Genomic DNA, 23109 nt, shown 5'->3' on the forward strand with positions numbered 1-23109 from the left:
ATCTCATCATCGCTTGGCGTCTGCACTACCTCACTGTGCTCGGTCGAGCCATTCCCGAGTTGCCCGGTGATGCCGTGTTGGACCCCGCCGAATGGCGGGCGGTCTACGTTGCCATCCACCGCAAATCCCCGCCGGAAACGCCGCCCGCACTCCCGATCTTGCTCGCTTGGATCGCGCGCCTGGGCGGCCATTTGGGCCGCAAGTGCGACGGCCCTCCCGGCCCTCAAGCGCTCTGGATCGGTTTGCAGCGCGCCCGTGATCTCGCTTGGGGGGATGCAGTTGGCTTCCGAGCTCCTTGCTCCCTCAGCCGGATAGAGATCTGTGTAATGGACAGGTGCCGAGGAGGTCGCGCCATGTCGATCAAACAAATGTCGAAACGGTGTACCTCGCCCGCAATTTAGTTCCCCGAACTTTTATTCCAGCTTTTCTATTGCGACCGAGGAATTTCGATGACAACACGATGGGTTACAAGACCGGCGTGGCGACTGGTCTTCATGACGGTGCTAGCCCTCCTGTCAGGCCAAGTGGCCGTTGCCGTTCAACCATCTTCCGATGGGAGTTCCACCGTTTGTTCTGGCACCCTCACCGAAATCGGTAGCGTCCTACCCATGGAAGTGGCGACCGCCGAAGATATTCAAGCGTTTCATAAAGCGGTAGGTACATTGCGAATCGAACTGGATGCGGTTTGCAAGCAGGATAAATCCGCTCTCAAGCTTTTCAAGGCCAAGGCAAAGCAAGTTATTTTCGAGATGAGCGCCGGCGCCACGGAGCCAACGGCCTATCTCAAAAACGGTCAACTCATCGTCGAGTTTTATGGCGGACCGTTTGACGCACGATCTTTTCGCCAGATCGTTAAGAAAGTCCTGCAAGGTCAGAAAATCCCACAAAACGATTAGAGGAGAAGACAATGGCTACTTTTCCATTACCTTTTATACCCACGCTCAGTTATAAAACGGGCGGTCGCCGCTTCGGTGCCAATCGGGATGGTGGAAAAAGAAAACACGCTGCGTGTGATCTCATCGCGCCGAAAGGAACCGAAATCTACGCCGTGGAAAACGGCAAGGTTACCTACGGACCCTATCTGTTTTATCGTGGCACCTACGCTATCGAATTCAGGCTGGATTCGGGAAAAGTGGTACGCTATTGCGAGATTGAAAAAGTTGCTTCAGGAATCGCCGTAGGTTCCACTTTGACTGAAGGAACCTTGATTGCCTATGTTGGCAAAATGTACGTCGATTCGATGCTGCACTTCGAGTTGTACAATGGGTCTGGAACCGGTTCATTGACAGTCCGCTCCAATTCGCCTTACCAGCGCCGCTCGGATTTGATCAATCCGACGGACTATCTCGATGGATGCGCGCTTCTGGGGGCGGTGCAATATCCGGTTGGATGCGCGCTTCCAGGGCCATGATTGCGCCATTTCCAAACCTATCAGGCCCAATGTAGAGCGAGGCTGTCATGAGGAGCCATCTGGATTTCTCGTCGAAATTGACGGTTTTCCAAGTAAGCATCGAAAGCCACCTTGTACGGAATGCTGTCCCGACCCGTTAACCCGAGGGCGCCCTCATGAGTCAATGCCAGTTCATGGTGGACGATAAAGCCACAGTTCAGGGGATGACCCTCTTCGCTGAAGGGAAGCACGCCTGTACCAAGGAAACTGGCGTTTATCTCCCGCCAAACCATCAAGATAAATCCGGTAAGCTGAATGTTATCCTTTGGCTACACGGGTATTACGTTAAAGGTATCAGAAACCTCCTCAATCCCAGTTCTGCTTATGAAACAACGCTTCGGCAAAGCGTGCTCGCTTCGAAAAAAGGATGTCGTCCTCGTCGCGCCTTGGCTAGGCTACCGCGATCTTAGCAGCGGCAGCATCGGTTTGGGTAAGCTGGGTGAAGGCAAAGGATGTCAACTCTATCTTGAAGAAGTCCTAAGCGCACTCAGTGATTTTCATGGCGTCAAAAATCTTCAAATCAACACTCTCGTCATCGCTGGTCATTCGGCGGGTGGATTGATGATGAGGGATGTTATTGGAGCTCTCGGTGGCCTTAAACAAAATCTGAAAGAGTGTTGGGGTTTTGATTGTATCTACGGCCCCGCTAGCACTTGGAGTGAGTGGATTCGCACTAATAAAACCAAAGCAAAACTCTATTTCTATATTGCGAACGGTAGCAATAAAATTTCCGCAGTTGATCTGATAAAAAAAAGTCAATGGCACACTAAAAAAAACCAATCTTCGACCAGAGTCGTCAAAATATATTTATGGCCCCCGCGCTGAAAGCTTATGGTGCGCTGGTTGACAGGATAGCATTCCAATCAAATGAAGAATTTCAGATCAAATTTGCCACGGACGCCTATGAATTGATGAGAAAAGAGGTCGATCCATTACTTGATGATCCAAAATCAAGCAAGTATTGGCAAAAAATTTATCCTTATTTGAAAGGCCATTTCGAAGTAGTCAGGGACCTGTTGGCTCCGCGCATCCAGCAATCCTCCATGCTTTGAGCCAACGGGCTCGCTGCGTCGACTCACCTCGGTGCCATGCGCCACCCTCCAGGGCAATCGTATTATAGTAATGGGCAACGATTCCCATAACTTATTTCAGGACGGGATGATTCATCGACGCCTGGTCCACGGTGTTGATCTTCGAAAGACAGGAGTGGTTTTTGTTCACTATGGCGGAGACCCGGCGGAAGCGACCCGGCGGTTTGACGTCAGCCTGTGGTGTGTACGGGATGGCGGGCTCGAAAAGATTTGCGGCCCGGCAGCGGGGTGTTCCACGCCAGCGGAAGCCGAACCTGGACCGACGGCGAACGCAGGTGCGTGATCACCCGGCTGCGACCTTGCGGGAGTAGACCGCGTATTGCAGGGTGGATCGCGGTGGGCGATCCGATACCCACGGGATTGAATCATCGTTGATTTCGCGCCTGCTGCTTACACTGTGCTTACAACGGAAAAGGCTTACCGAGATCAACCCGGTAAGCCTTTTTTATTTGGTGGCCAGGGACGGAATCGAACCATCGACACGCGGATTTTCAGGACTTGATGGATACATTCCGCACGATTCTGGAATGTTCTGAAAAATTCTATAAGTCAACTTGTTAAAGTCGAATTACCGGAACTAGAGTTCCGCCGGATTCCCGGATTTTGTGTAATATTCCGGGCACGGTTACACAGGAATTACACAAACCGCACACGGCGCAAAATGCGCGCACGAGGCTCACTCCAGGTCAAGGGTATTCAGCTTGAGCCGCCGCATCATCCCGTCCAGCGATACCGCCGTCCATTTTTCAGCTTCGGCGGAAAGCCGCTCGTAGGTGCGCTGATGCATTCCCTTGGGCTTGCGCCAGCCGGGGCCATTGAAAATACCCGGCTCCCAATCCAGTCGCGCCCGGATTTTGTTGGCCCGCCGTGCCGCTCGATCATGGGGTGTGTCCCGCTGGCTGGGATAGGCCAACCGATGGCAGTGCCGACAAGCGAAGATTGCGCCGCCGTACAGGATCGCCACTCGTCGCCCGCAGCCCCGCGCCGGGCAGCGAAACCAAGCCCGTGTGCCACCGTAGGTGCAGGGCGTTCGGTCGAGGTAGACCGGATATTCCTCGCTCTTCCACTCCCCGCCGCCGCGCTGCTGGTGCCGGTAGTTGAGAATCACCCGGTCTTGTTCCGCACGAACTTGGATGGATGCCACCGTTTCGCCGTTGCGCATCCATTGCCAACCGAACCAGCGGCCCGGCTCCAGATATCCATCCCGTTGCCAGCGCCGCACGTCCAGTATCTGGTAATCGTCTGTCGTGTCCTTGGCGCCGAAATGCCAGTACCGCCCGCTGCCGCTGCCACCCATGCCCTACCTCAAAATTTTACCGAAATCATTAGCGAATTTTCCTTTCCGACAACACTTTAATCAGATTATTTTCTAATAAATTCATTAGGTAATCTGACTTTCCAGTCCTGCATCAAAACCAGGTCGCATTGCACCGTAGTTCCATCAGGAACCACCAGCTCGAACCCACCCACATGCGGGGAATGGTCGATGGCGTAATGGTCAGATAGGAGTCGCAAAACAGCTTGCTTGTATTCGGTATCCAGGTTACCGGCCAACTGCGGGCCTTTCATTTCCAACACCACCAGCCGCTCCACGCTCCCATCGCGTTGCAGGGCAAAGATGAAATCGGGATAAATTCGGCTCCGCCGCCACCCCTGAATGGCGTACTGTCGGCGGGCGACGTTGCGGTGCCACCAGGTCAACGCGGCTTCACCATCCAGATAGACCGCGATGTTGCGCTCGTCTTGGCTGGAAAAATCGCCTTTGTAGATCGGGGCGAACAAACTCCTTTCCAGCGGTTTACCGGTTTTGCCAATCAGTTGTTCAGCATCTTCGGGTTCATAGGTTTCGGCCTCGAACGGCATCCGCCAGTTTTTCTCATCTGTTCGCAATCGAAACTGAATCCGTCCAGCGGCAACCGCTGCCCGAAATACGGCCTCAGCCATGCGGTCACGTTCGCGGTCCAGCCATTGGCGAAGTTGCTCGATGACCAGCCCGGCCAAGGTGCCCAGCTTGTCGGCATCGAACCCGCGCACCGTCAGTCCCGCCAACACACGGCCGACGATTTCGCGGGCGATCCAGGGATTCGGCACGATGTCGGACACCATCCGCACCGCGTAGGCGGGATCGAAGCGCAGCGTTTCTCCACTTTGTCCGGCGACTTCGGCCACGATGCGTTCCTGACCCGAATCCGCTAGCCGGATGCGGCGCATTTGCCGTTCGGCGCTCTGGGCATTGTCGGGAATCATCGCCACCAGCGGCGCGGGATCGACCGCCGACCAGTCCAATTCGAACAGGATGTCATGCTCGTAGTCGAAGGGCCGAACCGTACCGCCTTCCACAGAGAGCACTTGCGGTAGGTAGATTTCAGTCTTGGCGAACCGGTCGCGCCGGGGAACCTTGCGGATGCCGGGTACCCGGTCGCCGCCATCGTCGCCGATCCTGATTTCCTTAACCAAGTCGCCCAGCCCGTCTTCTTCCAGTCCGGTTTTGATGGCGTCCACCACTCGCGCCGTATCGGCGTGGTGGGTGATGACGTAGCACTCGTCGAGCAAGGGAACGCCGGTCTTTTCGGCGTGCGGCTGGCGCAGGATGCGGCCGACCAGTTGGGTCATGGCCGATAGATTGGCGCTGGCGGCCAAGGCGCAAAGCACGTAGGCGAACGGGCAATCCCAACCCTCTTGCAGCGCTTGCTTGGTGATGATGACCCGTACCCGGTTGGTCGGCGAGAGCAAGTCCAGATTCTCGGGGTTGGCCAGTTCGTTGGTGTCGGCGGTCTTGATGGCAATTTCGGCCTCGTCCAGCCCGGCTGTCAGCAGCCAATCCTTGGCGTCGAGGGCGTGAATGTGGCCGCTTTCGCGCTGTTCCTTGCCGGTGCGTTCCACCTGCACCAGCAGAATCGGGCGGATGTAGCGCCCCCGTTCGCCATGTAGACGGCGCGCTTCGGTATCCAGCACGTTCAAGCGGTCGAGCGCGGCGCGTAGAGTGTTGCGCCAGTCGGTGCCTTGGCGGGGGTCAAGGTTCAGGGGCATCTTGATCATGCCCTCGCGATCCAGTTCGACCCCCAGCACTTCGACCAGAATGTTGGCGTGGCGGGCCGGTCTGGGGTTTGCGCCACCCCTGGCCGCGACGTCTTTTGGCGTGGCGGTGAGTTCCAGCACGAAACAGGGATTGAAGCCGTAAAGGGTGGCGAAAGCCAGTTCGGAAATCGCCTTGTGGCCTTCGTCCATGACCACCATGGGCCGGATCAGGCGTAGGGCGTTGCCCAACGAATCCTTGACCTGTGGCCAGAATGCCCCGGCTTCGGCTGATTGGCTGTAGGCGTCGAGATTGGGCGTCTGCTCAAGCGTCCGCTGGTGCGCTTCCATATCGCCTTCGGGTGGAAAAAAACCGTGTACGTCGCCGCGATCTCGGAACATGCGCAGCGATTCGCGGGTTTGGCGATTGGCGGACGGCAACATCAGCAACATGACACAGAGGTGCGATTCGACGTCGCGGGCGTCCAGTTGGTCATTCTTTTCCAGCAGCCGAACCCGTCCAGCGGCGGCGCGGTCGAGCATCTGCCGGTACGGGTGCTGGCGGTCGTTCAGTTGCCGCTTGGTCTGGCTGTAAATGGCTTCATTGGGCACGATCCACAGCACGAAGCCGGTATTCTTGCCCAGATAGCGTCCAAAGAGGCGAGACAGCGCCGAAACCGCCAGATAGGTTTTGCCGCCGCCGGTGGGGACTTTTGAATACGGCATTGGGCACAGGCCGACCGATGCCATCCCGGCGTGGCGAATAGGGAATGTTGAAGCGTGAGGGGGGCAGTTGACCCGTTTTGTGGAGTGTTTCCCATGTCTTAGCGGGAAAATCGGGAACTTCCAGTTCAAGGTCTGGTTGTTGCCGCGCCAGTGCGGCGATGCCATCCGCCCGTTTCTTCTGGGTGGATAGTTCGGTCAGATAACCGTCGAACGCGGTCAGCACCCGCGCCTGATAGTCCAGATCGCGCAGATTCACGGTATCGCCTCAATCGCGTTCGATGCGGTACAAGGCAAACGGCAGGGGGACAAATTCGACGGGCAAATCAGCGTCTTTCAGTAGTTTTTGCGAAACGAATTTGGCCGGCGCGAACACTCGATGTACTTTGCCCGGCTTTGCTTTCACGAGGGCCTTGGCACGGATCAGGGTCAGCGCCGCCTCGCGGGATTTGAGGAATTCCAAATCAGGCCGGTAGATCAGCCAGACATGGCAGTCCGTCGATTCCCCCAGATAGCCGCAGCCTTCCACGTTTTCAGTGGGTAGCGGGTTCGGCGCGACTTCGTTAGTGGCGGTATGAAACAGCAACGCGCCCAATTGCTCAAAGGTCGGCAACGCTTCGCCGGTCAGCAGCTTGTCCATTTCAATAGCGTCGCCCAGGGTGCAGAAGGTGAAGCTGCCGCCCAATCCCGCGACGCGCTCCGTGATGGCTTTTTTCGCCGGTAACGATCAATTCACCGTCTTTGACTTCCGCCTTGATGTTGTCGAAGCGATGACCGTCCAGATTCTTGATGGATTCGATGTGATCCAGCAGCTTGTCAGCTTTTTTCAGGCTGGTGAAGGTGAGCTTTTCGCGGTGCAATTCTTCCCGTTGAGTGCCGGAAAAGGCGTAGCCGTTGATGACGCGGCGGATTCGTTCGGCGGTCAGGCGGTCGGCGTAGCTTCGCATTCCACGAGAATGAATTTGCGGTTACCGCCGTCTTTGGCATTGGCGGCTAAAACGGCGTGGGCGGTGGTGCCGGAACCAGCGAAGGAATCAAGTATAATCGAATTTGATTTGGCACCGATTTCAATTACTCGCTGAATTAGCTTCACGGGCTTTGGGGTTTCAAACACGCCACGGCCTATAATAGCCTCAACTTCCTTAAACGCTTGATCGGTTGTTCCAGCAAATTCGTGGGACCAAAGATCAATGGGGACAATGCCATCTTTTAAGTAAACTTTAAGCCGTGGATACCGGAATTCCCCATTTTTGCCCCACCACAGACGTCTCTCACTCTCAAACTTATTGTGGGTTTCTTCCTTGTATTTCCATGCATTAGTTTCATGTTCTACCAACTCACCTGTAAATGGGTTTCGGATTTTATATACCAAGTTCGGGCGATCTACCTTCAACGCAGGATTAACATATGAAACGGTAATCCATGATCCATTTTGGTCATTGTCTGGATTGGCATAAGACTCTTCAGATTCTTGTGAGCGCGTTTTCTTTTTTCTGGATGAAAAATGCTCGCTCTTACGATAAACGATCAGATAATCTTTTGAAGACGAAAACCGCGTCGCATTATTACTTCTTGTGTAACGCTTCTCCCACGCAATTGTAGCTTCATGGTTTTGCCACCCAAAAAACCTCAGTTAATATAGCAGTCGCTCTATGAGCCTCATTATCATCCAATGTCATCCAAAGGCTACCGTCTTCGGCCAGCAATTCATGCAGCAATCGCAACCGGGGCCACATCATGCACAACCATTTATCGTGGCGCAGTCCATCTTCAATACTGACCGGATTGCTGTTCAGCCAATCCCGCAACATCGGACTGTTGACGTTGTCGTTGTAGCACCAGCCTTCATTACCGGTGTTGTAGGGGGGATCGATGAAAATGCAATCTACCTTGCCGGCGTACATCGGTAACAGCGATTTCAAGGCATGCAGGTTGTCGCCGTGAATGATCAAGTTGCCGTCCAGTCGCGGTGCGCCGATGGATTGGTCCGGGTGCGGAATCAACGGGCGATGTGGGATAGCAAGATGATGGTTGTAAACGAATTCCTTACCTTTGAAATCAAGCTCCGGCATGGTGAAGTCCTTGGTCATGAACAATGCAACGCGGCGCGTTGATCGCGGATCAGGCGTTTCTGTTGCCGGGTGGTGTCATCGGCGTTGGCCGTGCCTACAAGGCAGCAGTCAACCGCATCGGCTATACTACCAACAATTATGAAGCGAAGCATAATTCATCAAGCAATTGATTATTAATGATAATCCTGTTTCCAGGATTCGACGGCGCCGCTGCTGCTCGAATCCATACGGAAGGATAGGCGGTCGTTTTATCGGTGTGAAACTATGAGGCTAAAACAATGGGATCGCGTGCGCTACACCAAGAACCCCTTGGTCGAGGTTGTGGCGCAGGTGCGTTTCCCTCGCGTTCTTGAGATCGACGACCAACTTCCCTCGGATTTCCAGCGGGCGCTACGTCAGGATTATCCGCTCCTTGAGGTTCAAGAAGAAACCCTTGCGGTCATGATCGGGCAAGGCCCCAACAAGATGATGGCCGACGATCTCCCTAGGCGCACTACGGTCTACCATTTCATCGCGCCGGATCGGGTATGGCGAATTTCCCTTGCCAGCGAGTTCCTTGCGTTAACCTGCACCAACTATGAGAAATGGGAAGATTTCCGACCTCGGATGATGGTTGGCCTCGAAACCGTGGCGAAGCTGTATCCAATCATCTACTGGACCCGCTTGGGTTTGCGTTATCGCGATCTCATCAACCGCGAAAACATTGGGCTGACCAATGTGTCGTGGCGGGAACTCCTCGCGCCTTTCTTGCTGGGTGCCACCATCGCCGACCCTTTGATCGAAGACGACTCCATTCCTGAAACTGATGTGCTCGCGGCGCAATCCTACGTCAGTTTCCAGTTGGAGGATTGCGTGCTGGGGCTGCGCCATGGCATCGTCAGGAAAGAGCAGAACGGCGACTCATCAGCGTACCAGATCGACGCGGATTTCTACCTCGATAATCAAATAGCGAGATTTGATCTTGATGCTATCAAACGCCACTTGGACAGATTCCATGCCAACGCAGGCGCAGTATTCCGAGGTTGCATACAAGAGCGCCTCCATGATGCGCTCGATCCACAGCCGATCTCCTCGTAAGGAGTGGCCGACCACCCCGTTAAAGACCATGGCCGGGGACGACGCCTTCAGCCCGGTACTGAAGGTGTGGATTTATCCCACAGATGAACAACTTCAGGATGATACAGAGTCGAATGCGCAAGTCCGTCCACCGGTTGATATTTCGTGGTTCAATCGCTTGATGGAACCTGCCAGCGGGCCGCTAAAACCCGCCGACCTCATGCCGGTGATCGCTGGTCTCACGAACCTGCTGAAGGCAAATTACTTTGCGGAAATCGACCGCTTGCTCAAGTCGGTCAAGGTCAGCGATGCCGCTCCAGAAATGCTGGTGGCGCTGCTGCGGACTACATATCCCGCACGCCATAAGCTACTCCGTCATTGGCTGAAATTGTTGAGAGATGTACGCGCCGAGTTTGCCGACCGACACCTCGACGGTGAAAGAATACTTCGTGGTCTGATCTAACGATGGCGGTAAGCCGACAAAGTGCCCATCCCTTCGCGCCCGATGAAATGCTTGGGGTCGCCATCGGGATTCCAAATCCCGACAATAAGTGGCAACGTCATGTTGGCCTGATCTACTGGATTGACAATTCCGGCCCGCGTTTCTGCCATCTTGCGTGGCATTTTATGCTCAGGGATGAACCGTTGCCCGCAGACTACTTTTGTGGACCATCTGGCCTTGATCCGGTAAACAAGATATTTATGGCCGCCTATGTTGCATTGCTCAATCAGAATGTGGGCGATGTACCCTACGGTATCGACTACGACGGCACCTACTTCGATGACCAGGGGCATTATATCGTCCAGCCTCTCGGTCGTGGATTGACGTGTGCCACGTTCATCCTCGCCGTCTTTGCCCGAAATGGCTTCGATCTCGTCGAAACCGAAAGCTGGCCGGAACGCCCCGATGATGTGGAGTGGCAACAGCAGATCATCGGCGTGTTGGGCCGTTACGCATCGCGGGAACACATCGAAGCTGTAAAGCAGAATGTCGGAGCCAAGCGTTTTCGGCCCGAAGAAGTGGCCGCTGGGGTGGTCTCGCAAAATATCCCCCTCCACTTCTCTGCCGCTCGTGTCTTGGCACAGGAAATCCTTCACGACATGTACGGTGGCAATCCCATTCAGTAGAAGCACGCGACGTATTCAAGTTTCACCGAAATTCCTTCAACTTCACCAGCATCGCCACGGCGCACCGAACTTCCAGTAACAACCGCAACAAAATCTCGTGCTTTAGAGTGTTGAAACGGGTCATCTTGTATCTGACCTTTGGCGGCTTCTCGGTATCCGCCACCGGGCAAGGAATCACGGCTGAAGGGCTATCAGTGGTTGCGTGGTCATGCTCGCATACTCCACTGTTCACAATACCGCTTAACCGGTGGATATTTCAGCGGTCCCGTCATTACACCAGCCGTGCAACCGCCGATACCCGTTCCGTCGCCGATGGCGTCCGGTTGGAAATGTTGGCAGTTACCACACGTCACCCGATCATCGCCCGGACGGGCCGCAAGGATTTCTGCCAGCACCCGGCGTTCCACGTCATCACGGTCTGGTCCAGTCTCATATTCCAGCCTTGCCAACCGCTCCATGTAGCACTTCAATTCCGCATCCGTAACCGCCCAACCTCGGATGTAGCTGATGGATACCCACGAGGGTTCAATCACTGGTCTTGTAAAGCTTGCGACTGCGACGGTTGCGACTCTTGCGACAGTTCGCGCTTTTTCGTTGGTTGGCGTCGCAAGTGTCGCGGTTGTCGCGGTCGCAAACTGGCCAAGCCCACCCTTTTGGATCAGCGCGGACAGGCTCATATCGTATCCCCTTCGGTCAGGATCGGATTCACCTCGACGTTTCGGTTTCGACCATCGCGCACCACTCGCACTCGCCCGGCCTCGACCAATTCTTGTAGGGCTCCTTCCAACGCCACCTTATCGCGAAGCCCGTTTGGCCCACAGCGCTGCACCTCGCGCCGGGGAACAATGCGTGTCCGCTCCCGGCGGCAATATTCGATCAGCCAGCGATCCAGCCGCGCCGCGTTCGCCACCTCGGCCGGTAGGGCAAGCTCGCCGAAAAAGCGCCGGGCTTCGTTCAAATGCCATGCGGCTATCCGGCTCGCTCCCTCGAAGACTTCCAGTGATACGGCTCCAGTGCCCTGCTCGAATATCTGGAAAAGCGCCGCCAGTCTTGCCGCGTTGTCGGCAGATTTACTCGCCACATCGCGCACATCGTAAAGCTCGCCACCATTCGCAAGCTCCCGCTCGATGGCGTCATGGAAGGCTATCCACGCAACTTTCGCGTCTGGTGACAGCGACAGCAGGGGTGGAGATAGTACGCCCTCGTCATCAATTGGGGTGGGTTGATCCAGGATCGCGGCAATGCGTCGGTTGAAAGCCGCCAATGCCGGCCAGCTTGCCGGCGGCTCGGTGAAGAGGCGAAAACCTTGTGTCGATTCTGGCCACGCCACCATGAACCGGGCAAGAAACCCGGTGCCCCGCGCCAACCCGCCGGATCGGTCAAAGAAACTTCGCAAGGTCATTTCTTGCACTTGCAACGCCACCGTCAGCCGCGCCCCGCGCACGGTGAAGGATTCCGAAGTGCGCCGCCCGATGGATAGCGTTCCACCGTCCCAAAGGATATTGAGCAAGGCCAGGTTTCGCATGATGGAATCCTTGCCCATACCATGCGCCCCGAATACGACCCCAGCCTCGGACGACAATACACCGCCGGACGGCCATTCCCGCGCTAATACCCAAGCCAAGTTTTCCGGGGTTTCGTCACCACGCAGCAGTTTCGGTACTCTCGGAGATTCCGGCTTGTCGTGTTCGAGGCGGCGCAGGTTGGCCTCAAGCTCGCCGGTCGGTTTATCGGCTTTGGAATTCTGACGAATCTTCTCAATTAGACCGGCCCGCTTCGCGCTCCAGGCGTCAAGGTCGGCTTTGTGATCCCTGATGTCCGGTTTTGCCGCCTCTCCTTGCTGTGCTTCATATTCCCGAATCGCCGCCGTAAAGAAGCCATCGCACGTTGATTTTCGCTCGCCAGAATCAGCGATGGTCAGCAGAAACAGCCCCACCGGTCCGGTTAGCTTTTCTGCTCGCTTCGCGTCCGCATGAGCTTGGATCGCCAACGACAGCGCCGCCAGTGCCGACGATGCCACCAGCGCAATCGGCGCTTTGGTGAAAGCTTGTACCTCTTCCACCGCCAACCGGATGGTGTCAGGCAAGGCATCAAATGGGTAGAGTTCCGGTTCCACTTTGACGGCTAGCGGTTGTGGTTCCGGCCAGCCGTCAGAATCATTGCTAGGTTGATGTTTAACACTTGCTGGCTCGTTCGCGTTCGCTATGGTGCTTGCTACAGCCTTAGCGCCGAATGCCACGGCCATATCATTGAAGTCAGTCATCGCGCGATCGCGGTCACTGCCGAAGTCGGGGATTGCGAGCTTGCCACCGACAGATCGCGCCGCTTCGATAGCATGTCGATCAGGTTCGCCAGTTGTCTTCACTAGATCGGCCAGGATCACCAGCACCGCTGCCGGGTAGCATTCGCGCATCGCTTTTGCTACCGCTGACAGATTGCCCGACGATAGCGCAGCAATGCCCGGATATGCGGTTGCCGCCGATGCAGATAGCATGGTCGCAACGCCTTCGCCAATGAGCAGGGTCAAGCCGTTCCCGTTGCCATCGGGCAGGCGCTCCGTTGCCCAATACCCGCCCGCCTTGCTGCCACGTCCGGCCAGTGCTGCCTTGCGCTTGTCGCCGTCAATCAGTTCTAGTGTCGATATGCCATTGACTTGCTTCACTGGAACCACTAGCAAGCGCCCGGTCAGCAGGTCGCTGTCCGACTTCGGCGCATAGCCAAGGATCGTCGCCGCCGCCCCCGCCTCAATCTCTCGCAGTGTCGAAACCGGGGAAACACCCTTTCGTGTCAGATAGGGATGATCAGCTTTCGCTTCGGTCGACGCCTTAAGGATCGCCGTCGCTTTCGCCACCGTGTCGGCACGTTCGCGGGCTATCTCGGCTTCCTCTCTCGCGGCCCGTGCCTCCACGATGCGCTTGCGCTCGGCTATCTCTTCGCGGGTCGCCACGCGGTAAATGCCGTCGTCACGCCAGCCGCTCGCCTTGGCTTCATGGAACAGCGTCCCGATTTTTAGCAGCCCGGTTTCGCTGGCGCTCTTCCAGACTGATGCCGCCTCATCGTCGCCGCGACTGTCCCGCCATTCGTTCCACAGATCGCGGCCCGCTTCGCCTAATTCCGACTTGAGCATGAAGGCCACGCGCACCCGTTCATCATGTCCGCCGACGGGAATGAATCGCAAGGCATCGCGGATGCGGTCAAGATCATTACGCATCTGTCAGCCCCACACGTTGAATTAGCCATATTGCGGAGCTAGCAGGGATCACGCTCCATGCGGCAAGGCGCACAATTGCGGCTTTGATGCCGGAATGAATCGGGATAGGACTTCGGCTATCAGAAGTCTTTGGGGTTGCCACGGTGCGGCTCTTGTCTTTTCTGGGCATGACCTGTACCTGTCAGGTCATTTGCCGCACCTGTGCCGTACTGGTCGCGCGGTTACCCCTCAGCCATTCATCCAAGTCATCGCGGAAGTAGAATACCCGGCCTAGCTTCACAAACTTTGGGCCGTTGCCGTCGCACCGCTTCATCGCCAGAGTTTTCACGCTCAAGCCGCAGTAGGTCGCCGCATTCTTGGCGTCCATGCGGCCATCGGGAAGCATCACCACGTCCAGTGGGCGAAGGGTTCCAGTCATTGCGATATCTCCATGCATGTTGAAAGACACCACAAGAATAATTTCGAAATTTACGTGTTGCAATAGAACACACGTATTCATAGAATGGCATGGAACTTCCCGGAACTTTAGGATAGGAGGATATGCGATGACGGAACAGGAAAAGCGGAAAGGTGGGGGTGGCAAGCTCACCCGGTCGGAAACCGTCACGGTGCGGCTTGACCCGAAGTTGCGCTATTTGGCGGAACTGGCGGCCCGCAAGCAGCGCCGCACTTTGTCCAGCTTCATCGAATGGGCGGTTGAAGACAGCTTGCGCCAAGTCATGCTCTATCAGGGTACGGGTTACAACAACGACGAATCCATTTCGTTCGCCGATGAAGCAGGCAAGCTTTGGGATGTTGATGAAGCAGAACGCTTTGCCCGTCTTGCCATCACCTACCCCGACTTGCTTACTCACCAAGATCAAGAAATATGGAAGCTGCTCAATGATTGCTATTTGCTCTTGCCGGCCAAGTTACGCGATCGGTACACCGGGCAACTCTCATGGGACTGGCCCATCTTAGAGGATCAGGTTTTCCCGACATTGCGCCGCTACTGGCCCGACTTGATGATGTCCTACAGCGAGGGCACGGCAGCTTGCCGGCAATGGGTGCAGCGTACCCAAGAGCAAGTAGTAGCGGGTAAGGTGTATCCGGGGTTTGCCGTCCACGCCAAGCAAGAGCCGGAATTCGACGATTCCGACATTCCGTTCTAACGGGTGGGTATCATGGCCAAGACCTTCGACAAGCTTACCCGCCCCGCCATGCGGAAGCTCTCGCCAAACGGGAAGATCAGCGAACACGGCATTACCTTTGAACGCCAAGCCAGCAGCGACGGGGTTTTCACCGTCAACATCATGGTCGACGGCCAGCGCATTCATCGCGTCATCGGTCGCGAATCGGAAGGAACCACCCGCACCCAGGCGGAAGAATTCATCGCCAAGGTTCGCAATGATGCCAAACATGATCGACTGGCCTTGCCCAAGGGGCGCAAGGTCGCTTTGTCGTTTCGGGAAGCTGCCGGCAAGTACCTTGAACGGCTTGGCGAGTCAGGTGGAAAGGATTTGAAGATGAAGGCCGCGCGCCTGAATCATCATCTTGTCCCCTTCTTTGGCGACATGCCCTTATCCAAGATCAGCGCCTTCGATGTGGAACGTTACAAGCGCCAGCGCCAGCAGGAACCCGTCATCGTCAGCCCCAGGGGCAAGGTCATTGAACGCGCCCCGGAGAAAATCACGGCAGCCAAACCGGGCACGATTAACCGGGAATTGGCCGTGCTGTCGCACTTGTTCAACAAGGCTATCGAATGGGGATGGCTGGATCGCCGCCCGGCCAAGCTCAACCGCTTCCAGGAAGGGCAGGGGCGCATCACCTACCTGACGGCGGATCAGGTCGCCCGCCTAGTGGAATGCGCCAAGGCGGATGCCAACCCCATCATTTACCCCGTTCATCGTCATTGGCGTGGAAACGTCCATGCGGAAGATGGAGATTCTTTCCATCCGCCGGGAGCATGTCGACTTGCAGCGCCGCACCATCTTCATCCCGAAGGCGAAGGCCGGGGCGCGGGAACAGCCCATCACGAAACACCTTGCCGATTTCCTTGCCAGCTACATTGCTGCCCTACCGCCGGGAAGCCCATGGTTATTTCTCTCGCCGGGGGCAAAGTCGGGGCACGCGATGGACATTCGCAAGCCGTTTCGGCGAGTAGTCGAGGCCGCTGGCCTAGACCCGGATCAGGTAGTCCGGCATACCCTTCGGCATACGGCCATCACGCACTTGGTTCAGGCCGGCGTCGACCTACCCACAGTGAAGCGGATCAGTGGGCACAAAACCTTGGCGATGGTTGAACGCTATGCCCACCAGAACGGGGCGCATATCGAGGGGGCAATGGATAGGCTGCAAAGCCGCCTCAAGCTCGCTTGATGGTGGGCTGCTTCCACGGAATTTTTGGCGCGATTACACAGGAATTACACAAAACAAAAAGGCTTGCAGCTTTAGAATCATGCAAGCCTTTGTTTTATTGGTGGCCAGGGACGGAATCGAACCATCGACACGCGGATTTTCAGTCCGCTGCTCTACCAACTGAGCTACCTGGCCATGGGTGCGCGGTGCGAAGGAGGCGCGTATTTAAGCAGCTTGTCATGAGAGCGTCAAGATCGTTACGCCTGCGGCGGAACGTAGCCCTCGGGTGGCGCGGTGCCTTCGCCGAAGAAAAACTGCTCCATCTGTTCTTCCAGAAACTGGCGGGCCTTGGGCTCGAACGGGGTCAGCCGGTACTCGTTGATCAGCATGGTTTGATGACGCAGCCATTGCTGCCAAGCCGCTTTCGAAACCTGTTCGAAAAGCCGCTTGCCCATCTCCCCGGGGTAGGGCGGGCGGTCTAGACCCTCGGTTTCGATACCGAGTTTGACGCATTTCACCATTCGAGCCATCGTTGATTCCCGTCGTTTCGTAGTTCGCTTGCCAATGCCGCCAGTAGCCGCCGTACCGGCGTGGCCACCCCGCGGCCGTCAGGATGGCGGGTGTTATACCAGACAAAGCGTTCCCCTTCCATCACCAGCCCGCCTTGGCCGGTCACTTGCGCCGGTGTTGGCGTGATATCGAGATGAAAGTGGCTGAAACTGTGTCGCACCACGGTCCACGGTCGTTCGACGATCACCGTCAGCCCCAAGCGGTCCCGGCACCAGTCCACGATATCACTCTCCAAAGTACATTCGGGAAAGCTCCACAACCCGCCCCAAATTCCCGCCGGTGGCCGGCGTTCCAGCAGCACTTCGCCATCCATCGTGCGTAGCAACAGCATCCGAGTGGTTCGTACCGGCAAGTCCCGTCGCGGCCTGGAGGCCGGAAGCTCTGCCACGCGTCCTTGTTGGCGCGCGGCGCAGGCTTCCGCCAGCGGACACGTTTCGCAGCGCGGCTGGCGCGGCGTGCAGACCGTCGCACCAAGATCCATCATCGCTTGGGTATAGTCGGCCACTCGCTCGGTGGGGGTATGGCGCTCGGCTAGATCCCACAGCGTCGCCAGAACGCGCGATTGACTCGGCCAACCTTCGATCGCCGCGAATCGCGCCAGCAGGCGCTTGACGTTGCCGTCCAGAATGGCTTGGCGCTGCCCGGCCGCCAGAGCCAGAATCGCCCCCGCCGTCGATCGACCGATGCCCGGCAGTTCCTGTAAGGTCGCGCTGTCCAGCGGTAATTCCCCATCATGCCGGTCGCACAGGATTCGCGCCGTTTGGTGCAGGTGGCGGGCACGGGCGTAGTACCCCAGTCCAGCCCAGAACCGCAATACCTCATCCGGTTCAGCGGCGGCTAGCGTCCTGATATCGGGGAAGCGCGCCATGAAACGTTGGTAATAGGGGATCACCGTCGCCACTTGGGTCTGTTGCAGCATGATTTCCGACACCCAAACCCGGTACGGTGTGGGATCTTCTTGCCAGGGCAACTGCTTGCGGCCGTGCGCATCGAACCATTCGAGCACGCGCCGGCCAAATTCGGCGGAATTCATCATTCACCTTTGCTATCGCCAACGAGGATTTCGACCATGGCATGCATTCTGATCGCTGGTTGCGGCGATATCGGCACGACGCTGGGCCTGAGTCTGCACGCCGCCGGCCATCGGGTCTGGGGTTTGAAACGCCGCCCTGACGATTTGCCGTCGGCGCTTGAACCATTGGCCGCCGATCTCGCCGATCCGGCGACCCTGACCGTATTGCCGCCAGCCCTGGATTACATCGTCTACAGTGCCGCCGCCGCCGGTTTCAGCGAAGCCCTGTACGAGGCTGCCTACGTTGCCGGGGTCCGCAATCTGCTGAACGCCTTGCGTCAGGCCGGGCAACAGCCCAAACGCTTGCTGTTGACCTCCAGCACCTCGGTCTACGCCCAACATCAGGGAGAATGGGTGGACGAGGATTCGCCAGCCGCCGCCGCAAGCTTCTCGGGCCGTTGCATTCGTGCTGGCGAACAAGTGCTGTGGGATAGCGGTTGGCCGGCGGTGGTGGTCCGTTTCGGCGGGATCTACGGTCCCGGCCGCACTCGCCTGATCGACAGCGTCCGTGACGGTTCCGCCACCCGTCCCGCCGGGCCACCGATGTTCACCAATCGCATCCATCGCGACGATTGCGCCCGGGTGCTGGAACACCTGCTGTTCCTGCCGGACCCGGCGCCGTTGTACCTGGCTGTCGACGACGATCCCGCCCCGTTGGCCGAGGTGCTGAACTGGTTGGCGATCCAACTTGGCGTGCCGGAACCGTCGGTGGTGGCCAGTCCCGCATTGAAGCCGGGGTCCGACAATCGGCCCAGCCTCGCGTCGCGCCAGCGTGCCAGCAAGCGCTGCCGCAACGCCCGGCTACGGGGCAGCGGGTTCCAGTTTCGCTATCCGAGCTACCGGGATGGTTACGCCGCCCTACTGCGCGCGCCGGTCGATGGAGCGCATCAGAACGCCGCGCCGGAGAAATCGTAGCTCATCTCACGGTAAGGGCGTTGCAGGAAAAAGCCCTGGATCAGATCGACGCCCAGCGACCACAGGATCGGCATAGTCTTCACTTCTTCCACCCCGCCGACCACGGTGGCCGCTCCCAGCGTTTCCAAGCCCTCCACCAAGATCCGAAGTTGCGCTTGTTTCTTGGTGTCCTTGGCCAGGTTGTTGACAAAGTACATGTCCAGCTTGACGTAGTCGGCGCCCAGGTTCTTGAGCAAGCCCAGCGAATCCGTCCCTCGGCCAAAACGATCCAGGCAAAACCCGCACCCCAGCAGCTTGATGCCGCCCAGAAAGGCGAACATGTCGCGCAGGCTGCGCTCGGCGGTTGCTTCGGCCACCGCGAAGACGAGGTGTTGCGCCTCGACTCCGGTTTGTTCCAGCCGTTCCCGCAACCAGCCACTGAAGGTCCGATCCTGCATCGTAATGGGAAGGATTTTGATGAACAGCGTGGTCGTTTGCCGTCGCTGTCGCAGTATTTCCAGGGCGTGATCGATGACCCAGCGATCCAGCGTTTGACCCAATTGATGGTTGTACACCACGCCGAACACGCTCCCCGGCACGATTTCCTGGCCCTCGCTGTCGCGCAGGCGCAGCAGTGCTTCGTAGCGCTCGTTGGCGTCGCCGCGCATGCTGGCGATGGGTTGAAACAACAGCCAGAGTCGCTCGTGCTCGATGATTTCCTCGACCTGCTGGAGCATCCGTGCCCGCGACGATGCTTCGTGATCGTGCTTGGCCGCGTTGGGGTCCTGCTGTACGTAGAGACGCTCGCCCTTGACCTCCCGCGCCAGACCGCAGGCCGAATCGGCGCGCTGGATCAACAGCAAGGGGTCCTGGCCGCGATCGGTGGCCGTCGCCACGCCGATGCTGGTTCGCAGCAAGAGGGCATGCTCGCCGACCTTGTAGAATCCGGTTTCCAGCGTGTCGCGGATGCGCCGGATCAGCCTGAGCAGCGGTTCGCCGAGCAGATTGGGCACCAGCACCGCGAAGATGGCGTCGCTGAAGCGCGCTGCCTGCTGCTCGTAGGTCAGCAGTTGTCGCAATCGGCTGGCTGCTTGTCCCACCACTTCGTCGGCGGTCGCCACCCCGGCGGAATCGCGGATGGCGCGCAGGTTGTCCATCATCACGAACACCAACGCCAGCGATTGGGTCCGCAGGCCCAGGGTCTCGATCGCCCGCTCCAGCAGGGTCAGGAACCGCTGGCGGTTGAACAGGCCGCTGACCGAATCGTTCTCGGTCAACAGGTTTAGCTTGACGCGGGTGGCGCGTGCTCGGTACAAGCGCTGCCGGACTTCCCAGCACAGATAGCTGATGGGCGCCGGTTTGGCCAACAGGCTGGCGCCCGGAGCGTCCAGAGTGATGAGGTAATGCGCCGTGTCCGCCGGAAAGCACAGCAGGATCATCGGCAGAATGTCGAACTCACGGTGTTGGGCAATCACCCGTGCCAGTTCGGACCCGCTGATTTCCTTGATATCCAAATCGATGATCAATAGATCCGGTCGGAACTGGTGGATTTCCCGCAGCACTTGCAGGGGTTGGATCACGACCAGTGGCGTGATGCCTTGTTCCTCAAGCGCGCCCGCTATTTCCCAGGCTTCGGCTGGTCGATCGTTGACGATCAGAACCCGGTAATAACCTTGCGCGGTTTGGGGCAGCAACAGTTCCCGCAGTACCCCGAGCACTTCGTCGCTGTCGTAGGGTTTGTTGAAATACGCGGCGCTGCCTGCTTGCACCGCATCCAGTCGCGCGGCCATGTCGTTGCGCTCGGCCAGAAACAAAATCGGCATCCGCAACCGGATTTGCTCGCGTAGCGTCGTGATCAGTCCGACTGCCGCCTCCGGTCCTTCGGGAAAGTCCACATCCACGATGGCGGCGCCGGGTATCCGCTCCCGCAAGCGTTGCTCGGCTTCGGCCAGACTGTTTATTTTCCGCACCCGGTAGGCGGAGTCCTCCAGTTTGGCCACCAAATACGGTTTTTCATCCGGGGCGATCAGGAAGATTTCCGGTTGCGGCGCCAGCAGAGGGCGGGTGCGCAAGTCCTCGGCCGCGCCGACGGCATGATCCGTCGCCAGTAGGTAACGCAGGGCATCGAGCAACGCCGTCAGCCGCTGTCGCTCCGCCTCGTGGGGAGGCGTGCCGGCAGTGATGCAGATTTTGACATGGTGCTCCAGTTGCGCGGTCAGGTTGATCAGGCGATCGTCCCCGAGGATCTGCGCGCTCTTGAGCATTTCCTGCGCCAGCCGCGCCAGCATCGCGAACGACTTGGGATTCCATTTGACGTAGTACAGCTTTTGCCACAAATCCTCGGTCAGTTTCAGGTGATTAGCTAACTGAAGGCGTTGGCTGTCCTGATCTTTAGCCTGATTCATGGCGAATCTCCCTACTTCCAAAAAGTATTCCGAGCCAAATCGTTCGAGGTGTTGTTTTCGGGACGCTGGCCTTCCCTGGCGCGCTGGCGGCGGCCGGTTTTACCTTACGCCGCCGGCACCACGAGTCTCGTCAACGTTCGACCTGAGTGACGTCCCGCACCGCGCCGCGAGCGGCGCTGGTGGTCATGGCGGCGTAGGCCCGCAACGCGGCGGATACCGGCCGCTGGCGGGCGGTCGGCTTCCAGGCCGCCGCGCCGCGCGCCAGCATCGTGGCCCGTCGCCGCTCCAGTTCCCCGTCGCTGACCGCCAGATGGATGCGGCGGTTGGGGATGTCGATCTCGATCAGGTCTCCTTCTTCCACCAGGGCGATCGTCCCCCCTTCGGCCGCCTCGGGAGAGACATGGCCGATGGACAGCCCCGAGGTGCCACCGGAAAAGCGGCCGTCGGTGATCAGCGCGCAGACCTTGCCCAGACCCTTGGATTTGAGATAACTGGTCGGGTAGAGCATTTCCTGCATGCCGGGGCCGCCGCGTGGGCCTTCGTAGCGGATCAGCACCACGTCGCCCGCCTGAATCCGCCCGCCCAGAATCGCCGCCACCGCGTCTTCCTGGCTTTCCACCACCCGTGCCGGTCCCTGGAATGCCAGGCTGTTCTCGTCCACCCCGGCGGTTTTGACGATGCAGCCGTCCTCGGCCAGGTTGCCGTACAACACCGCCAGGCCGCCGTCTTGCGAATAGGCATGCGCCTGGTCGCGGATGCAGCCGCTTTGCCGGTCCAGGTCCAGGCTGGGCCAGCGAGTGTCCTGACTGAAGGCCTCCTGGGTGGGGATACCGGCCGGACCGGCGGAGTAGCGGAGCCGCGCTTCGTCCCAGGAGGTCGGGCGGGCGATATCCCAGCGGTCCAGCGCCTCGGCCAGCGTTTCGCCGTGGACGGTGCGCGCGTCGCGATGCAGCAGTCCGGCACGGTCCAGCTCGCCGAGAATGGCGATCACGCCGCCGGCCCGATGCACGTCTTCCATGTGGTATTTCTGGGTGGCGGGCGCGACCTTGCACAGATTCGGCACTTGCCGCGACATCCGATCGATATCGCGCATGCTGAAATCCACCCCGCCTTCCCGCGCCGCCGCCAGCAGGTGCAGCACGGTGTTGGTGGAACCGCCCATGGCGATGTCGAGGCTGATGGCGTTTTCGAAGGCGTCGAAGGTGGCGATGCCGCGCGGCAGCACCGAGGCGTCGCCTTGCTCGTAATAGCGCTTGGTCAGCTCGACGATGCGCCGGCCGGCTTCCAGGAACAGTTCCCGGCGGTCGGCGTGGGTGGCCAGCAGCGAACCGTTGCCGGGCAGGCTCAGGCCCAGCGCCTCGGTCAGGCAGTTCATGGAATTGGCGGTGAACATGCCCGAGCAGGAGCCGCAGGTCGGACAGGCCGAGCGTTCCATTTCCGCCACCGTGGCATCGTCGATGCGATCGTCGGCGGCGCTGACCATGGCGTCCACCAGATCCAGCTTATGCGCCGCCAGCCGGGTCTTGCCCGCTTCCATCGGTCCGCCGGAAACGAAAATGGCCGGGATGTTGAGTCGTAGCGCCGCCATCAGCATGCCGGGCGTGATCTTGTCGCAGTTGGAGATGCAGACCAGGGCGTCGGCGCAGTGGGCATTGACCATGTATTCCACCGAATCGGCGATCAGCTCGCGCGAGGGCAGCGAGTACAACATCCCGCCGTGGCCCATGGCGATGCCGTCGTCGACCGCGATGGTGTTGAACTCCTTGGCGATGCCGCCGGCCGCTTCGATCTCGCCCGCCACCAGTTGGCCCAGATCCTTGAGGTGGACGTGGCCGGGCACGAACTGAGTGAAGGAGTTGGCGATGGCGACGATCGGTTTGCCGAAGTCGCCGTCCTTGACGCCGGTGGCCCGCCACAGGGCGCGGGCGCCCGCCATATTGCGGCCGTGGGTGGTGGTGCGGGAACGATAGTCGGGCATGAGGGAACTCCACAAAGCTGGGAACGGGGTCGGAGCCATCAGGAAAGACCGCCGAGTGTCTGGAAAATTCTACGTCAATTTCCAATCATTGTGACATCCGATTGGTC

General features: G+C 58.4%; 20 protein-coding genes, 1 tRNA gene and 2 pseudogenes. 12 read left to right on the forward strand and 11 right to left on the reverse strand.

The genetic code is table 11. The features are described from left to right. Window positions 1-8: 8 nt before the first annotated feature. The 5 genes from E4P82_RS17390 (at window position 9) to E4P82_RS17410 (ending at window position 2502) form a co-directional block, all read left to right on the forward strand. Window positions 9-401, forward strand: coding sequence for an IS4 family transposase (locus E4P82_RS17390; protein ID WP_312915558.1), 393 nt, complete (start codon window positions 9-11; stop codon window positions 399-401). Window positions 402-494: 93 nt separating this feature from the next. Continuing rightward, window positions 495-896 (forward strand): hypothetical protein, encoded by a 402-nt coding sequence (locus E4P82_RS17395; RefSeq protein ID WP_169250068.1) that lies wholly within the window; start codon window positions 495-497, stop codon window positions 894-896. A gap of 11 nt (window positions 897-907) precedes the next feature. Next, window positions 908-1411 carry a M23 family metallopeptidase gene (locus E4P82_RS17400; RefSeq protein ID WP_169250069.1) on the forward strand — a complete coding sequence of 168 codons (504 nt, stop codon included), beginning with the start codon at window positions 908-910 and terminating at the stop codon, window positions 1409-1411. Window positions 1412-1774: 363 nt separating this feature from the next. Beyond that, window positions 1775-2275 (forward strand): hypothetical protein, encoded by a 501-nt coding sequence (locus E4P82_RS17405; protein WP_169250070.1) that lies wholly within the window; start codon window positions 1775-1777, stop codon window positions 2273-2275. Continuing rightward, complete coding sequence (locus E4P82_RS17410; protein WP_169250071.1) at window positions 2260-2502, forward strand: hypothetical protein; 243 nt, start codon at window positions 2260-2262, stop codon at window positions 2500-2502. The genes E4P82_RS17405 and E4P82_RS17410 overlap by 16 nt, the downstream gene beginning before the upstream one ends. Before the next feature lie 715 nt (window positions 2503-3217). Here the strand turns inward: E4P82_RS17410 and E4P82_RS17415 are convergent. From E4P82_RS17415 to E4P82_RS23805, 3 genes and pseudogenes are all read right to left on the reverse strand, one after another. Then, window positions 3218-3838 (reverse strand): hypothetical protein, encoded by a 621-nt coding sequence (locus E4P82_RS17415; protein WP_169250072.1) that lies wholly within the window; start codon window positions 3836-3838, stop codon window positions 3218-3220. A gap of 65 nt (window positions 3839-3903) precedes the next feature. Continuing rightward, window positions 3904-6532 (reverse strand): annotated as a pseudogene (locus tag E4P82_RS17420) (DEAD/DEAH box helicase). 15 nt (window positions 6533-6547) lie between these two features. Next, window positions 6548-8351: pseudogene (locus tag E4P82_RS23805) on the reverse strand (site-specific DNA-methyltransferase). Window positions 8352-8374: 23 nt separating this feature from the next. Between E4P82_RS23805 and E4P82_RS17430 the strand changes: the two are divergent. The 4 genes from E4P82_RS17430 to E4P82_RS17445 all read left to right on the forward strand — a co-directional run bounded on the left by E4P82_RS17430 (window position 8375) and on the right by E4P82_RS17445 (window position 10535). Further along, entirely contained in the window at window positions 8375-8521 is a 147-nt protein-coding gene (locus E4P82_RS17430; RefSeq protein WP_169250073.1) for a hypothetical protein, read from the forward strand. Between the two features lie 118 nt (window positions 8522-8639). Beyond that, complete coding sequence (locus E4P82_RS17435; RefSeq protein ID WP_169250074.1) at window positions 8640-9428, forward strand: TIGR04255 family protein; 789 nt, start codon at window positions 8640-8642, stop codon at window positions 9426-9428. After that, a complete protein-coding gene (locus E4P82_RS17440) occupies window positions 9394-9870 on the forward strand; it encodes a hypothetical protein (protein WP_169250075.1) in 477 nt (158 codons plus the stop codon). Before E4P82_RS17435 ends, E4P82_RS17440 begins: the two co-directional genes overlap by 35 nt. A 2-nt stretch (window positions 9871-9872) precedes the next feature. Further along, window positions 9873-10535, forward strand: coding sequence for a hypothetical protein (locus tag E4P82_RS17445; protein ID WP_169250076.1), 663 nt, complete (start codon window positions 9873-9875; stop codon window positions 10533-10535). 206 nt (window positions 10536-10741) lie between these two features. Here the strand turns inward: E4P82_RS17445 and E4P82_RS17450 are convergent, their stop codons facing one another. From E4P82_RS17450 to E4P82_RS17460, 3 genes are all read right to left on the reverse strand, one after another. Then, window positions 10742-11212, reverse strand: a complete 471-nt coding sequence (locus tag E4P82_RS17450) for a hypothetical protein (RefSeq protein WP_169250077.1) — start codon at window positions 11210-11212, stop codon at window positions 10742-10744. Continuing rightward, window positions 11209-13746: a DUF3987 domain-containing protein gene (locus E4P82_RS17455; RefSeq protein WP_169250078.1), complete on the reverse strand. Its 2538-nt coding sequence runs from the start codon at window positions 13744-13746 to the stop codon at window positions 11209-11211. The genes E4P82_RS17450 and E4P82_RS17455 overlap by 4 nt, the downstream gene beginning before the upstream one ends. A 181-nt stretch (window positions 13747-13927) precedes the next feature. Next, the gene (locus E4P82_RS17460; RefSeq protein ID WP_169250079.1) at window positions 13928-14164 is read right to left on the reverse strand and encodes a helix-turn-helix transcriptional regulator; all 237 of its coding nucleotides are present in this window, start codon (window positions 14162-14164) and stop codon (window positions 13928-13930) included. Window positions 14165-14291: 127 nt separating this feature from the next. On the opposite strand from E4P82_RS17460, the gene E4P82_RS17465 reads away from it, so the two are divergent. Together E4P82_RS17465 and E4P82_RS22350 are read left to right on the forward strand one after the other, a co-directional pair. Next, on the forward strand, window positions 14292-14897 hold the full coding sequence (locus E4P82_RS17465) for a YlcI/YnfO family protein (protein ID WP_169250080.1): 606 nt from the start codon (window positions 14292-14294) through the stop codon (window positions 14895-14897). Window positions 14898-15663: 766 nt separating this feature from the next. Then, on the forward strand, window positions 15664-16104 hold the full coding sequence (locus E4P82_RS22350; protein ID WP_246327674.1) for a tyrosine-type recombinase/integrase: 441 nt from the start codon (window positions 15664-15666) through the stop codon (window positions 16102-16104). Between the two features lie 98 nt (window positions 16105-16202). Here the strand turns inward: E4P82_RS22350 and E4P82_RS17475 are convergent. From E4P82_RS17475 to mutY, 3 genes are all read right to left on the reverse strand, one after another. Continuing rightward, window positions 16203-16278 (reverse strand) — tRNA-Phe (locus tag E4P82_RS17475). A 62-nt stretch (window positions 16279-16340) separates the two neighbouring features. Beyond that, the gene (locus E4P82_RS17480) at window positions 16341-16613 is read right to left on the reverse strand and encodes an oxidative damage protection protein (protein ID WP_169250081.1); all 273 of its coding nucleotides are present in this window, start codon (window positions 16611-16613) and stop codon (window positions 16341-16343) included. After that, the gene (gene mutY, locus E4P82_RS17485) at window positions 16598-17686 is read right to left on the reverse strand and encodes an A/G-specific adenine glycosylase (protein WP_169250096.1); all 1089 of its coding nucleotides are present in this window, start codon (window positions 17684-17686) and stop codon (window positions 16598-16600) included. The genes E4P82_RS17480 and mutY overlap by 16 nt, the downstream gene beginning before the upstream one ends. 36 nt (window positions 17687-17722) lie before the next feature. Here mutY and E4P82_RS17490 point away from each other — a divergent pair, with 36 nt between their 5' ends. Continuing rightward, a complete protein-coding gene (locus E4P82_RS17490; protein ID WP_169250082.1) occupies window positions 17723-18640 on the forward strand; it encodes an SDR family oxidoreductase in 918 nt (305 codons plus the stop codon). On the opposite strand, the gene E4P82_RS17495 is transcribed toward E4P82_RS17490, so the two are convergent. Together E4P82_RS17495 and ilvD are read right to left on the reverse strand one after the other, a co-directional pair. Beyond that, window positions 18613-21024 carry an EAL domain-containing response regulator gene (locus E4P82_RS17495; protein WP_169250083.1) on the reverse strand — a complete coding sequence of 804 codons (2412 nt, stop codon included), beginning with the start codon at window positions 21022-21024 and terminating at the stop codon, window positions 18613-18615. The two genes, E4P82_RS17490 and E4P82_RS17495, sit on opposite strands and share 28 nt — an antisense overlap. A gap of 130 nt (window positions 21025-21154) precedes the next feature. Then, window positions 21155-23002 carry a dihydroxy-acid dehydratase gene (ilvD, locus tag E4P82_RS17500; protein ID WP_169250084.1) on the reverse strand — a complete coding sequence of 616 codons (1848 nt, stop codon included), beginning with the start codon at window positions 23000-23002 and terminating at the stop codon, window positions 21155-21157. Window positions 23003-23109 lie beyond the last annotated feature (107 nt).

It is taken from the genome of Candidatus Competibacter phosphatis (assembly GCF_012939995.1).
GTDB lineage: Bacteria > Pseudomonadota > Gammaproteobacteria > Competibacterales > Competibacteraceae > Competibacter > Competibacter phosphatis.